Raw genomic sequence first — 15475 nt, 5'->3', positions numbered from 1 at the left:
AATACTACACCGAGGGGATAAAAGCCCGGACGGGTAGGTTTCACTTATAGAGCCTACCCTGTCCGGGCTTAATTTGTTTTTGTTATGTCGTTAGCTTATATACTTTTTAATATATTGGATAAACTAGTACTAATACTTAGCTAGCGACTATAATTTATTACTTATTATAAGCATTAATATTTACTCACTAAAGATAATATAAGGAGGTACAAAAATGGAATCACTTTTTAAACTAAGGGAAAACAAGACAGATGTTAAAACTGAGATCATGGCAGGAATTACAACTTTTGTTACAATGGCTTATATTATTTTTGTAAACCCAAACATTTTAAAGTTAGCGGGAATGAATACACAAGGTGCATTAGGAGATGCTGCAGCTAAAATAGGATTTGAAGACCCTATAGTTGGGGCTGTATTTGTGGCAACATGTATAGCTGCTGCAATAGGAACCTTTATAATGGGATTCTTTGCTAATCTACCTTTTGCATTAGCACCAGGTATGGGATTAAATGCTTTCTTTACTTATGGAGTAGTTTTAGGATTAGGTTATACTTGGCAGGAAGCTTTAGCAGCTGTGTTTATATCAGGAATACTTTTTATAATACTAACAGCAACAGGACTTAGAGAGGCTATTGTGGATGCTCTACCAGATTCATTAAAAAGAGCTATAGGTGGAGGTATTGGTTTATTTATTGCCTTAATAGGACTTCAACAGGCACATATTATTGTAGATAACCCAGCTACATTAATTGGATTCGGCGATTTTACTAAAGCTAATACAATAGTCCCTGTAATTGGACTTATGATAATAGTTATCCTAATGGTAAAAAGGGTTAAAGGTGCAATATTATTTGGAATTATTGCTACAACACTATTAGGTGTACCTTTTGGAGTTACAAATATTCCAACAAACTTTACTTGGTCTATACCAAGCCTTAAACCTACATTATTTACACTAGATTTTGGAGGATTACTAAACTTAGGTGAGGCATCTATTATTGGAGCGATTATGAGTGTTATTACTGTAGTTATTTCCTTCAGTTTAGTAGACATGTTTGATACTATTGGAACATTAATAGGTACAGGTGCAAAGGCTGGCTTTTTAGATGAGCAAGGAAAACTTAAAAATATGAATAAAGCACTATTTGCAGACTCAATAGCAACATCAGTAGGAGCACTTTTAGGTACTTCAACAACTACAACTTATGTAGAAAGTGCTTCTGGAGTTAGTGAAGGTGGAAGAACAGGATTAACTGCGGTAACAGTAGGGGTACTTTTCATACTTTCATTATTCTTAGCACCATTTGTAGGTATTGTTCCAGCTGAGGCTACAGCACCAGCTCTAATCGTAGTAGGTGCATTAATGATGACATCAATAACAGAAATAAACTTTGAAGACTTTTCAGAAGGTTTACCTGCATTTTTAACTATTGCAATTATGCCTTTTAGTTATAGTATTGCTAATGGAATTGCAGCAGGAATCATTTTCTATCCATTAACTAAACTATTCGTAGGAAAAGGAAAAGAAGTTCATCCAGGAATATATTTCTTAGCTATATTATTCATATTAAGATTTACAATATTACCACACTAAATGAGAAGTAAAAGTCCGAAATAGGTATGAATCTATTCGGACTTTTACTTTATTTTCATTAATAGGAGTGAATTTAATGACTAACAAAGTAAGAAGAATATTTGTGGAAAAAAAGAAAGGCTTTGATGTTGAAGCAGAAAAAGTGTATAAAGACTTAAAAAGCAACTTAAATATAGAAGGATTAAAAGGACTAAGGATAATAAATAGATATGATATATCAGGAATCTCAGATGAAGAATACAAAAAATCTATTAATATTGTTTTTGCTGAACCAACAGTAGATATGATATATGAGGAAGAATTAAAAGTAGATTTAGAAGATAAAGTATTTGCAATAGAATTTCTACCTGGTCAATACGACCAAAGGGCAGATTCAGCAGCACAGTGTGTTCAAATATTAACTCAAGATAAAAAGCCAAAGGTAAGAACTGCTAAAGTTATAGTATTACAAGGAAAGATAACAGATGAAGAGTTTGAAAAAGTAAAAAATTATTGTATTAACCCTGTAGAGAGTAGAGAAGCCTCACTTGAAAAGCCAACTACTTTAGAAGAAGATTTTGATACACCAAAAGATGTACAAGCTATAGAAGGGTTTATACAAAAGGATGAAAAGGAATTAGAAGTCTTTAGAAGAGACATGGGATTTGCCATGGATATAGAAGATTTACTATTTTGTCAAGAATATTTCAAAAATACTGAAAAAAGGGACCCAACTATTACAGAATTAAAGGTAATTGATACCTATTGGTCAGATCATTGTCGTCATACTACTTTCTTTACAAAAATAGAAAATGTAGATTTTGAAGAAGGTATATATACAGAAATGATAAAAGAGGCTTTTAAGGAATATCTAAAGTCAAGGGAATATGTATACGGGGAAGAAGAAAGAGATATTTGTCTAATGGATATGGCAGTAATCCAAATGAAAGAACAAAGGAAAAAAGGAAATCTAGATGATTTAGAGGTTTCAGACGAAACCAATGCTTCAAGTATTATAGTTGAAGCTGATATTAATGGTAAAAAAGAAGAATGGCTTATAATGTTTAAAAATGAAACACACAACCATCCAACAGAGATTGAACCTTTCGGTGGTGCAGCAACATGCCTTGGAGGAGCTATAAGGGACCCATTATCAGGAAGAGCCTATGTTTATCAGGCAATGAGGGTTACAGGTAGTGGAGATCCAAGAACTAAAATTGAAGATACCCTTCCAGGAAAGTTACCACAGAGAAAAATTACTATTGGTGCAGCTGAAGGCTATAGTTCCTATGGGAATCAGATAGGATTAGCAACAGGGCAAGTGGCAGAAGTTTATGATGAAGGCTATATAGCAAAAAGAATGGAGATAGGAGCAGTAATAGGTGCTGCTCCAAAAGAAAATGTTGTAAGAAAGAAACCTAAAGGAGGAGATGTAATTCTTTTAGTAGGTGGAAGAACAGGAAGAGATGGATGTGGTGGTGCTACAGGCTCTTCTAAAGAGCACACTAAAGAATCAATATATACTTGTGGTGCAGAAGTACAGAAAGGTAATCCTCCAACAGAGAGAAAAATTCAAAGATTATTTAGAAATCCTAAACTAAGTAAATTAATAAAGAAATGTAATGATTTTGGTGCAGGCGGTGTTTCAGTAGCAGTTGGAGAGTTAGCAGATAGTTTAGAGATTGATTTAAATAAAGTTCCTAAAAAATATGAAGGACTAGATGGAACTGAGCTTGCAATATCCGAATCTCAAGAACGTATGGCGGTTGTAGTAAATAAAGATGATGTCCAGCTATTTAAAAAGTATGCAGATGAGGAAAATTTAGAAGCTACAGTTATAGCTAAGGTTACTTCAGGTAATAGAGTAATAATGAAATGGAAGGGAAAAACAATATTAAATATAAGTAGGAAATTTTTAGATACAAACGGTGTGAAAAAGAAAACGAAAGTACTAGTAAAAGAACCTGATAAAAGTAAGAACTATTTTGAAAACGAAAAAAGTAAAATTGGACAAGATATTAAAAAAGCATGGATAGATAATTTAAAGGATTTAAATGTAGCAGGCCAAAGGGGACTAGTAGAAAGATTTGATAGTACTGTAGGAGCAGGAACAGTTATTATGCCATTTGGAGGAAAATATGGTCTTACACCTGCAGAAGGAATGGTAGCTAAATTACCTATTCTTAGTGGAGAAACAAACACATGTACAATTATGACCTATGGATTTGACCCTAAATTATCAAAATGGAGTCCATTCCATGGAGCAATGTATTCTGTCTTACATTCTATTGCAAAGGTTGTTGCAATAGGTGGAAGACATAAGAAAGTTAGGCTTACACTTCAAGAATACTTTGAAAAACTGGGAAAAGATAAAGAAAAATGGGGTAAACCATTCAGTGCTTTATTAGGTGCTTTTTATGTTCAAAAAAGTTTAGGTATACCTGCCATTGGTGGTAAAGACAGTATGTCAGGAACCTTTGAAGATTTAAATGTACCACCAACACTTGTTAGTTTTGCAGTAGCAGCTGAAGATGTAAGAAATATTATTTCACCTGAATTTAAAAAGAAAGATACTAATGTTGTATTAATACCAGTAAAGAGAAAAGTAGATGAAACCCCTGATTTTCAAAAATTAGATAAAACTTATTCTAAGATAACTAAACTAATTCATGAAGGTAAAATATTATCGGCACATACAGTTGGTAAAGGTGGGATTGCGGCTGCTACAACTAAAATGGCATTTGGTAATAATATAGGAATGGTATTTAATGAGACAATTTCAATAGAAGATTTATTTAGACCAGATTATGGTTCAATCGTTGTAGAGATTGACAAAACAGAGGAACTTGAAGGAATAGATTATATCCTACTGGGGTCTACTCAGGATAAACCAGTTATAGAAATAAATGGAGTAGAAATAGACTTAAAATTAGCATTAGAATCATGGGATGAAACATTAAATGATATTTTTCCAGTTAAAGACGATATTAAAGGAGAACCACAAGAAATTATTTACAATAGGGGAAATAGAGTAAAATCTTCTGTAAATATAGCAAGACCAAGGATATTTATACCAGTACTTCCCGGGACAAATTGTGAATATGATACAAAAAAGGCCTTTGAAAGGGCAGGAGGAATAGTAGAAACATTAGTATTTAAGAACTTAACTCCAAAGCATATAGAAGATTCAGTAGAAAAGATGGCAGAAAAAATAAATAATGCTCAGATTATTGCATTACCTGGAGGATTTAGTGCAGGTGATGAACCAGATGGATCCGGTAAGTTTATTGCGGCTGTTTTTAGAAATCCAAGGATTAAAGAAGCTGTAATGGAATTATTAAAAAATAGAGATGGGCTAATGTTAGGAATATGTAATGGTTTCCAAGCATTAATTAAACTTGGATTAGTACCATTCGGTGAGATCATAGATATTGAAGAAGATTTTCCAACATTAACATTTAACAAGATAGGACGCCACATTTCAAAAATGGTAAGAACAAAAGTAGTATCTAACTTATCACCTTGGTTTAATAATGTAAATGTTGGAGACGTTCATACAATACCAGTATCCCATGGAGAGGGAAGATTTATTGCAAATGAGAAGCTTATGAAAAAACTAATAGAAAATGGACAGATTGCAACACAATATGTAGATTTTAATGATAATCCGAGCTATGATGGAGAGTTTAATCCAAATGGGTCAGTCCATGCAGTTGAAGGTATAACAAGTCCAGATGGAAGAATACTAGGAAAGATGGGACATTCAGAGAGAATAGGTTCAAACCTTTATAAAAATGTTCCTGGTAATAAAGATCAGAAAATTTTTGAAGCAGGAGTGGAATACTTTACAAAGTAGGTAGCAATTTTACTTTAGTGAGGTGAAAAAATGAACCTGAATGATACAAAAGTTGGAATAATCGGTGGAGGGCAGCTGGGAAAAATGCTTATCCAAGAAGCAAAAAAAATGGATTTCTATGTATGTGTATTAGCTCCTTCCATCAATTCTCCAGCAGCTAAAATAGCCGATGAAGTTATTGTCGGTGATTTATATGATGAAGAAAAGATATCGGAAATTGTAAAAAAGTGTGATGTTACAACCTATGAAATAGAACATATAAATACTGATATTTTATGTAGTTTAGAAGAAGAAGGCTATAGAATATATCCTTCTCCAAAAATATTAAAAACTATAAATAATAAATATGTGCAAAAAGAGTTTTTAAGAAAAAATAACCTTCCAACACCAGAGTTTGAAAAGATTTCAGATTTAAAATATACAGCTTCAAAATTTGGTTTTCCTTTTGTACAGAAAGCATGTATAGGTGGATATGATGGCAGAGGGGTTGAAGTTATAAAAACTGAAAAAGATTTTTCTAATGCATTAGAATGTGATAGTTTTGCTGAAAAATATGTGGAGTTTGAAAAGGAGCTAGCTGTTATTGTTTCAAGGGGAATAAATGGAGAAGTAAAGGTCTTTCCTGTAGTAGAAATGATGTTTGACCATAATAAAAATATCTGTGATAGAATTATTGCCCCTGGAAGAATAGAAAAGGATATAGTAGAGAAAGTTCAAGAAATTGCTATAAAATGTGTAGAGCTATTAGATGGAGTCGGAGTATTTGCCATAGAAATGTTTTTAACTAAGGGTGGAAGAGTATTGATAAATGAAATAGCCCCAAGGGTTCATAATTCAGGTCATTATACAATAGAAGCTTGTGTTACCTCACAATTTGAACAACATATTAGGGCTATTTGTAATTTGCCCCTTGGGTCAACTGATTTAATTATCCCTGCTGTAATGGTTAATATATTAGGAGAAGAGGGAAAAAATGGTCATCCTTTTTATAAAGGACTTGAGGATATAATGAAAATATCTGGTGTAAATATTCATATTTATGGCAAAAAGATTGTTAAGCCCTTTAGAAAGATGGGGCATATAACAGTAGTTGATAAAAGCGTTGAAAAAGCTTTTTCAAAGGCTACACAGGTAAATAGAATATTAAAAGCAATTTCTTTGGAGGGATATAAAAGTGAAGAATGAAAAGAAAATAGGAATAATAATGGGTAGTGACTCAGATTTGCCAGTAATGAAAGAAGCTGCAGAAATATTAGATAAATTTGGTATAGGATATGAATTGACTATAGTTTCAGCCCATAGAACTCCAAAAAGACTTTATGAATATGCAAAGAATGCTAAATCTAGGGGAATAGAAGTAATCATTGCTGGAGCCGGAGGAGCTGCACATCTTCCTGGTATGGTAGCTTCAATTACTGAATTACCAGTTATAGGAGTGCCAGTAAAAACATCTAAATTAAATGGTTTAGATTCTCTACTTTCCATTGTTCAAATGCCTGGAGGTGTGCCAGTAGCAACAGTTGCCATAAATGGAGCTAAAAATGCTGGGATTTTAGCTGCCCAAATTATAGGTATAAAAAATGAAGAAATTCAAAATAGAGTGAAAGAATATAAAGAAGAATTAGAGAAAAGTGTATTAACAAAGGCAGAAAAATTAGAGGAAATTGGCTATAAAGATTATTTAAATGAATAGGGGGAAGTAAATTGAAAAAAGACATGGTTTATGAAGGTAAAGCTAAAAAGGTTTATAAAACTGAAGATGAAAAGAAATATATAGTTGAATATAAAGACGATGCAACGGCTTTTAATGGTGTTAAAAAGGGAACTATTAAAGGTAAAGGAATTATTAATAATAAAATGTCAGCTTTATTGTTTAAGATTTTAGAAGAAAAGGGAATTCCTACTCACTTTGAAGAGCTAATAAGTGATAGAGAAATGATAGTAAAAGCAGTAAAGATACTTCCTATAGAAGTTATAGTTAGAAATATTGCAGCTGGTTCATTAGCAAAAAGATTAGGGTTAGAAGAGGGAACAGAGCTTAAAACTACAGTACTAGAGTTTTGTTACAAAAAAGATGAACTTGGTGACCCTATGATTAATGAATATCATATAAAGGCTATAGAACTTGCTACTGAGGAACAATTAGAGAAGGTTAAAGATTATGCCCTAAAAATTAATGATATACTTGTCAAATTCTTTAAGAGTAAAGGTATAAAATTAATTGACTTTAAGCTTGAATTTGGACTATATGATGGAGAAGTTATTTTAGCTGATGAAATATCACCAGATACTTGTAGATTATGGGATGCAGAGACTAATAAAAAGCTTGATAAAGATAGATTTAGAAGAGATTTAGGGGATGTAGAAAAATCTTATATTGAAGTGTTAGAGAGAATAAAGTAAGGCAATGGACAATTAACAATTTACAATTGACAATTAAATACAATTAAAAAATACAGTTATTAGCTCTTAGTTCTTAGTTCTCAGCGCAAAACAGTAGTTACTATTTGTTAGTTTTGCTAAGAGCTGAGAGCTAGGAGCAAGGAACTGCTTTTAAAAGTAACGGACCAATAACTACAATTGAGAATGGAGAATTGAGAATTAAAAGAATAATAGTTATTAGTGGCTGGTGGTTAGTGGTTAGGGAAAACAATTTACAATTAGAAAATTATGAAAAGTTAAAATAAAAACTGTAGAGCAGACTTTAGTCTGCGATTAAAGATTGAGGAATTACGAATCCCTCAATAACGGAAAAAAGACCACGAAGTTTTACTTCTTAAACCAAATAACGGACATCGGAGAATTTTCTTCTTTGGTCAGGTAACAGACATCAGAGCTTTACTCCCTATGATAAGTAACGGACTTCGAAGTCCGGCTTCATTGGTTTAGTAACGGTCCTCATAGGCTAGACGTCTTAGGTTAAGTAACGGACCTCTTAGACTTTCTTCCTAGGTCAAAGTAACGGTCTTCGTAGGCTAGACATCTAAGGTATAGTAACGGACTTCAGAGTTTTGACTTCTTAGGATTAAGTAACGGACAGCGAAGCATTACTTCTCAGGCATAGTAACGGACATCCTAGACTTTCTTCCTAGGTCAAAGTAACGGTCTTCGTAGGCTAGACATCTAAGGTATAGTAACGGTCGTCTTAGGCTAGACATTTTAGTTCAAATAACTACCCAATGACTTTTACCCATAACATAGAAGGATGTGATTAATGTGTATAAGGATTTACCCTTTGATGATAAATTAAAAGAAGAATGCGGTGTAATGGGAGTTTACTCTAAAGATGAAGAAAGTGTTTCAAAATTAGTATATTATGGGCTTTATTCTTTGCAACATAGGGGTCAAGAGAGTGCAGGAATTGCTGTATGTAAGAATGAAACTATAGATTATCACAAGGATATGGGATTAGTGCCAGAAGTGTTTCAAGATGAAATTTTAGAAAAGCTAAAAGGAAAGGCTGGAATAGGACATGTTAGATATTCTACAACTGGAGGAAGCCAATCATATAATGCTCAACCTTTAGTTGTAAAGTATAAAAAGGGAAGTATAGCTATAGCCCACAATGGTAATCTAGTAAATGCTGATGGTTTAAGAGAAATCTTAGAAGATGAAGGAGTTATTTTTCAAACATCTACTGATACTGAAGTTATAGCTAATCTTCTTGCGAGATATCATAAAAGGGGCATAAGAGATGCTGTTAAAAAGTGTATGGATATAATTAAAGGGTCATATGCTATGGTTATTACTACTGAAAATAAATTAATAGGTGTTAGAGATTTTTATGGATTAAGACCTCTTTGTATAGGTAAATTAAAAGATGGTTATGTGTTAGCATCAGAAAGTTGTGCATTAGATACTATAGGAGCAGAGTTTGTTAGAGATGTAGAACCAGGAGAAATTGTTGAAATAGATGAAAATGGGTTAAAATCTTATAAAAGTAATAAGTGGTGTAAAAAGAATCTATGTGTTTTTGAGTTAATTTACTTTGCTAGACCTGATAGTGTAATAGATGGTGCTAATGTCTATTTATCAAGGAATAAAGCAGGCAGAATACTTGCAAAGGAAGCTCCAGTTGATGCAGATATAGTAATAGCTGTTCCAGATTCAGGGACACATGCTGCTATTGGATATGCGGAGGAAAGTGGAATTCCCTTTGAGATTGGATTAGTAAGGAATAGATATATTGGTAGAACATTTATCAAACCAAATCAAGATCTAAGGGAACAAGGAGTTAAAATTAAGCTTAATGTTCTAAAGGAAAATGTTGAAGGTAAAAGGGTAATAATGGTTGATGATTCAATAGTAAGGGGAACTACTAGTAGAAGGATTGTAGATATGCTAAAGAAGGCTGGAGCTAAAGAAGTACATGTAAGGGTAAGTTCTCCTCCAGTTAAATATTCATGCCATTTTGGTATTGATACACCATATAGAAAGAATTTGATAGCAGCTAATTATCCTGTGGAAGAAATTAAAGAAATGATAAATGCAGATAGCCTTGCTTATCTTTCACTTGAGGGACTTATTAAGTCAACTGGACAAAAGGAAGGATTCTGTACTGCATGTCTTAACGGAGATTATCCAATGGAGGTTCCAAAAGAGGGAGATAAGAGGTGAAGGTGATGAAAGAGAAAAAACTCACATACAAAGATTCAGGGGTAGATATAGAGGCTGGATATGAATCAGTAAAATTAATGAAAAAGTATGTTAAAAAAACTTTTACAAAAGGAGTAGTTTCTGATATAGGAGGATTTGGTGGATTATTTGCTATTAATAAAGATGATTATGATGAGCCCATTTTAGTTTCTGGAACTGATGGTGTAGGAACTAAACTTAAGATAGCTTTTATGATGGATAAACACGATACTGTAGGGGAAGACTGTGTGGCAATGTGTGTAAATGATGTTTTATGTCAAGGTGCAAAGCCACTTTTTTTTCTTGATTATATAGCTACGGGTAAGTTAGAGCCAAGAAAAGCTTCTGATATTGTTAAAGGAGTTTCTAACGGATGTATTAAAGCTGGAGTAGCATTAATTGGTGGAGAAACTGCAGAAATGCCAGATTTTTATAGTGAAGGAGAATATGACATAGCAGGATTTACAGTAGGTATAGTTGATAAGAAAAATATAATTGATGGAAAAGATATTAAAAAGGGCGATGTTTTAATTGGCTTACCATCAAGTGGTGTTCATAGTAATGGATTTTCTTTAGTTAGAAAGCTATTCTTTAAAATTAAAGGCTATAAAATAGACAAATATATTGATGAATTAGGAACTACTTTAGGAGAAGAATTAATAAAGCCAACTAGAATATATGTAAATCCTGTCTATGATTTAATAAAAAAGTTTAATATTAAAGGAATAAGTCATATTACTGGTGGAGGTTTTTATGAAAATATACCTAGAATGCTACCAGAGGGACTTAAAGCAGTAATTAATACAAAAGTTATAGAAAGACCTCCTATATTTGATGTTATAAAAAGATTAGGAAATATAGAAATTGATGAAATGTACTCAACTTTCAATATGGGAATAGGATTGGTTTTAGCAGTTTCTGAAGATGAAGTAGATAGCGTTATTAATACTTTAAAGGATAAAAATGAGAAAGCATATATAATTGGCCAAATTACTAAAGGAAAAGGTGGAGTTGAGTTATGTCACTAGTAAAAATAGGAGTCCTAATTTCTGGATCAGGTACTAATCTTCAATCAATTATAGATAACATTAAATTAGGTAAAATAAATGGAAAAATATCTATAGTTATATCTAATAAAAAAGAGGCCTATGGACTTACAAGAGCTAAAAAGAACGGAATAGACAGCCTATTTTTGGATAGGAAACAATTTGATAGTCATTTAGACTATGATAAAGCAATAATAGAAGAATTTAAAAAACGTGGAGTGGAACTGGTAGTATTAGCAGGTTATCTAAAAATTTTAACAAAGGAATTTGTTAAAGAATTTAGGAACAAAATAATTAATATACATCCATCATTAATACCTAGTTTTTGTGGAAAGGGATATTATGGTAGTCACGTCCATAAAGCAGCTTTAGAATATGGAGTAAAAATATCAGGTGCAACTGTACATTTTGTGGATGAAGGTACAGATACTGGACCTATAATACTTCAAGAATCAGTTAGGCTTGATGAAAGTGAAACAGTAGATTCCCTTAGAGAGAAGGTTTTAAAAATAGAACATAAACTTCTTCCAGAGGCTATAGGCCTTTATTGTGAAGGGAAGTTAAAGGTTGAGGGAAGGAAAGTACGTATAATTAATTGACAATTAACAAATTACAATGGACAATTAGAAAATACAATTGAGAATGGAGAATTAGAAAAATACAATTGAAAATGGACAATTGAGAATGGAGAATTAGAAAAATACAATTGCCTAGCTCTTACTTTTACTAATAGCTGAGAGCTAAGAACTAGGAACTAAATTAAAACAAAGGAGGATAAATGATGCCAAGAGCACTAGTTAGTGTTTATGATAAAACTGGAGTTGTAGATTTTGTAAAGGAATTAGTTAATTTAGGATGGGAAATTGTATCAACAGGTGGTACAGCAAAAAAGTTAAAGGATGAAGGAGTAGAAGTTATAGATATATCAGAGGTAACAGAGTTCCCAGAATGTTTTGATGGTAGAGTGAAAACTCTTCATCCTAAAATACATGGTGGGCTTTTAGCTGTAAGAGAAAATAGTAACCATAAAGCTCAAATGGAAGAATTAAAAATAAAACCAATAGATATGGTTATAAATAATCTTTATCCATTTAAAGAAACTATATTAAAAGAGAACGTAACACATGAAGAAATAATTGAAAACATAGATATAGGTGGTCCTTCTATGCTAAGGGCAGCAGCGAAAAATTATAAATATGTAACTGTAATTGTAGATCCTAATGATTATAGTAGGGTTTTAGATGAATTAAAAAGTGCTGGAAAGGTAACTCTAAAGACTAGAGAGTATTTAGCAGCTAAAGTATTCCAACATACTAGCCACTATGATACTTTAATTTCTAATTATTTTAATAAAATAGCAGGTATAGAATTACCAGATAAGATTTCATTTACTTATGAGAAAAAGCAAGAATTAAGATATGGAGAAAATCCACATCAAAAAGCAGCATTCTACAAAGAAATTGAAGAAACAAAGGGTACACTTTCAGAAGCAGTTCATCTTCATGGAAAACAGTTATCTTTTAATAACATAAATGATACTAATGGTGCATTAGAAATACTTAAAGAATTTGAAGAGCCAACAGTTGTTGCAGTTAAACATGCAAATCCATGTGGTATTGGAAGTGGAAAAACAATTAAACAAGCATATAAAAAGGCGTATGAAGGTGACAAACTATCAATTTTTGGTGGAATAATAGCGGCAAATAGGGAAATAGATGAAGAAACAGCCAAAATGATCAATGAAATTTTTATTGAGGTTGTAGTAGCACCTTCATATACAGATAAGGCCTTAGATGTACTTACATCAAAGAAAAATATAAGAGTACTTAAGCTTTCTGATATTATGAAAAAAGATTATACAAGTTATGATATGAAGAAGGTTTTAGGTGGATTATTAGTTCAAGAGAAGGATAAAGTTTTATTTGAAGATGAGTTAGAGATTGTAACTGAAAGAAAACCAACAGAAAAAGAAATGGAAGATTTAATATTTGCTTGGAAGGCTGTTAAAAATGTAAAGTCAAATGGAATAGTATTAGCAAAAGATAAGGGAACAATTGCAGTAGGTCCAGGACAAACAAGTAGAATATGGGCAGTAGAAAATGCCATAAAACAAGGTGGAGAAAGAGTAAAAGGAAGTGTTATGGCTTCAGATGCTTTCTTCCCATTCCCAGACTGTGTAAAAGCTGCAGCAGAAGCTGGAGTAACTGCAATTATACAACCAGGTGGTTCTATAAGGGATGAAGAGTCAATTAAAGAGGCCAATGAACATGGAATTACAATGGTATTTACAAAAATGAGACATTTTAAGCATTAATCATAAGCATTAATCAACTCCTTGAGTTGGTTAATGCTTAATTGTGAATTGTAAATTTTAAATCTTGAATTACTATTTAATGAAAATTGCCCGGGAAATATGTCGATATTTCAACTAAATAATTTAATATTCATTAAGCTAGACTTTTTCAACATATTACTAAAATTATGTTCTTACCTAGTTAATTTTACATTTTAAATTTCACATTTTTAATTTTATTTTGTTGGGTGGTGAAGTAGATGAAGGTATTAGTTATAGGAAGTGGAGCTAGAGAACATGCAATTGTATGGAAAATTGCCCAAAGTGAAAGGGTTTCTAAGATATATTGTGCTCCTGGTAATGGAGGCATATCTCAAATTGCAGAGTGTGTAAATATTAAAGCTGAGGATATTGATACACTACTTGCATTTGCATTAAAAGAAGAAATTGATTTAACGGTAGTGGGTCCTGAAGCTCCTTTGGTTGCAGGTATAGTAGATAGATTTACTGAAAAGGGATTAAAGGTTTTTGGTCCTAATAGAGAAGGGGCACGCCTAGAAGGTAGTAAGGTTTATTCTAAGAAATTTATGGAAAAATACAATATACCTACAGCAAAGTATAAAACATATAATAGCTATGAAGATGTAAAAAATGAGCTTAGTGAATACAATTATCCATTAGTAATAAAGGCCGATGGTTTAGCAGCAGGAAAGGGAGTAATAATATGTCAAGAGCTTCAAGAGGCTGAAGATGCTATTGAAAGTATTATGGTAGATAAAAAATTTGGAGAATCTGGAGATAGAATAGTAGTTGAGGAATTTCTAGAAGGAATAGAAGCATCACTTTTATGCTTTGTTGATGGTAAAAATATAGTACCAATGGAAAGTGCAAGGGACTACAAAAAAGCTTTTGATGGAGATAAGGGTCCAAATACAGGTGGAATGGGATGTTTTTCACCAAATCCTATTTTTACAGATGGTCTAAAGGAGAGAATAAGAAAGGAAATATTAGATAAAGTTATAGAAGGTTTCAAAAAAGAAAAAATTGATTTTAAAGGAGTATTATTTATAGGTTTGATGATAACAGATGAAGGTCCTAAAGTTTTAGAATTTAATGTTAGATTTGGAGATCCTGAAGCAGAGGTAGTTTTACCAAGATTAGAAAGTGATATAATTGATATTTTTGAAAAAACAATAGATGGCAGATTAGAAAAGGAAGATTTAAAGTGGTCAACTAAAAAAAGCCTTTGTGTTATAGCTGCTTCTGGTGGATATCCTATAAAATATGAAAAAGGAAAAGAAATAAATGGATTAGATAAAATAGATGATGACGTAATAGTATTCCATGGCGGCACTAAAAAAGAAGATGGAAAGCTTTATACCAATGGTGGTAGAGTATTAGCAGTAACATCATTAAGAGATGACATGGAGAGTGTAAGAAAAGTTGTTTATGATAACATAGAAAGAATAAAATTTCAAGATATGTATTATAGGAAAGACATTGGAGATGCAATTGACAATTAGGAAAATACAATTGACAATGGAGAATTGAGAATTGACAATTAAGAGAAAAAAACTAAAAAAAGAGCACGAAGCTTAACTTCTCAGGTAAAGTAACGGACCAATAAATACAATTGAGAATGGAGAATTAAAAGAATAATAGTTATTAGTGGCTGGTGGTTAGTGGTTAGGGAAAACAATTTACAATTAGAAAATTATGAAAAGTTAAAATAAAAACTGTAGAGCAGACTTTAGTCTGCGATTAAAGATTGAGGAATTACGAATCCCTCAATAACGGAAAAAAGACCACGAAGCTTTACTTCTTAAACCAAATAACGGACATCGGAGAATTTTATTCTTTGGTCAGGTAACAGACATCAGAGCTTTACTCCCTATGATAAGTAACGGACTTCGAAGTCCGGCTTCATTGGTTTAGTAACGGTCGTCTAAGGCTAGACGTCTTAGGTTAAGTAACGGACCTCTTAGCCTAGACATCTAAGGCAAAGTAACGGACCTCTTAGATTCTCTTCTTGGGTCAAAGTAACGGACCTCTTAGCATATCTTCATTGGCAT

The 15475-nt window shown here is 32.4% G+C and carries 10 protein-coding genes; all 10 read left to right on the top strand.

Translation table 11 applies throughout. The features are described 5' to 3' along the window. Nucleotides 1-214 precede the first annotated feature (214 nt). On the top strand, nucleotides 215-1594 hold the full coding sequence (locus tag BET03_RS12875; protein WP_120170702.1) for an NCS2 family permease: 1380 nt from the start codon (nucleotides 215-217) through the stop codon (nucleotides 1592-1594). Nucleotides 1595-1670: 76 nt separating this feature from the next. Continuing rightward, the gene (locus BET03_RS12870) at nucleotides 1671-5429 is read left to right on the top strand and encodes a phosphoribosylformylglycinamidine synthase (protein WP_120170701.1); all 3759 of its coding nucleotides are present in this window, start codon (nucleotides 1671-1673) and stop codon (nucleotides 5427-5429) included. A 30-nt stretch (nucleotides 5430-5459) separates the two neighbouring features. After that, nucleotides 5460-6614: a 5-(carboxyamino)imidazole ribonucleotide synthase gene (locus BET03_RS12865; protein ID WP_120170700.1), complete on the top strand. Its 1155-nt coding sequence runs from the start codon at nucleotides 5460-5462 to the stop codon at nucleotides 6612-6614. After that, nucleotides 6604-7122 (top strand): 5-(carboxyamino)imidazole ribonucleotide mutase, encoded by a 519-nt coding sequence (gene purE / locus BET03_RS12860; RefSeq protein ID WP_279230410.1) that lies wholly within the window; start codon nucleotides 6604-6606, stop codon nucleotides 7120-7122. The genes BET03_RS12865 and purE overlap by 11 nt, the downstream gene beginning before the upstream one ends. 11 nt (nucleotides 7123-7133) lie before the next feature. Further along, complete coding sequence (gene purC / locus BET03_RS12855) at nucleotides 7134-7832, top strand: phosphoribosylaminoimidazolesuccinocarboxamide synthase (protein ID WP_120170699.1); 699 nt, start codon at nucleotides 7134-7136, stop codon at nucleotides 7830-7832. An 813-nt stretch (nucleotides 7833-8645) separates the two neighbouring features. Next, on the top strand, nucleotides 8646-10046 hold the full coding sequence (gene purF, locus BET03_RS12850) for an amidophosphoribosyltransferase (protein WP_341466512.1): 1401 nt from the start codon (nucleotides 8646-8648) through the stop codon (nucleotides 10044-10046). 5 nt (nucleotides 10047-10051) lie between these two features. Then, nucleotides 10052-11092, top strand: coding sequence for a phosphoribosylformylglycinamidine cyclo-ligase (purM, locus tag BET03_RS12845; RefSeq protein WP_120170698.1), 1041 nt, complete (start codon nucleotides 10052-10054; stop codon nucleotides 11090-11092). Beyond that, entirely contained in the window at nucleotides 11083-11709 is a 627-nt protein-coding gene (gene purN, locus BET03_RS12840; protein ID WP_120170697.1) for a phosphoribosylglycinamide formyltransferase, read from the top strand. Before purM ends, purN begins: the two co-directional genes overlap by 10 nt. 182 nt (nucleotides 11710-11891) lie before the next feature. Further along, nucleotides 11892-13424, top strand: coding sequence for a bifunctional phosphoribosylaminoimidazolecarboxamide formyltransferase/IMP cyclohydrolase (gene purH / locus BET03_RS12835; RefSeq protein WP_341466511.1), 1533 nt, complete (start codon nucleotides 11892-11894; stop codon nucleotides 13422-13424). Nucleotides 13425-13663: 239 nt separating this feature from the next. Further along, the gene (gene purD / locus BET03_RS12830; RefSeq protein ID WP_120170695.1) at nucleotides 13664-14926 is read left to right on the top strand and encodes a phosphoribosylamine--glycine ligase; all 1263 of its coding nucleotides are present in this window, start codon (nucleotides 13664-13666) and stop codon (nucleotides 14924-14926) included. The last annotated feature ends 549 nt before the right edge of the window (nucleotides 14927-15475 follow it).

Origin of the sequence: Thermohalobacter berrensis, assembly GCF_003609645.1 — a bacterium.
Lineage (GTDB): Bacteria > Bacillota > Clostridia > Tissierellales > Thermohalobacteraceae > Thermohalobacter > Thermohalobacter berrensis.
This window is presented reverse-complemented; position numbering and strand designations above follow the sequence as displayed.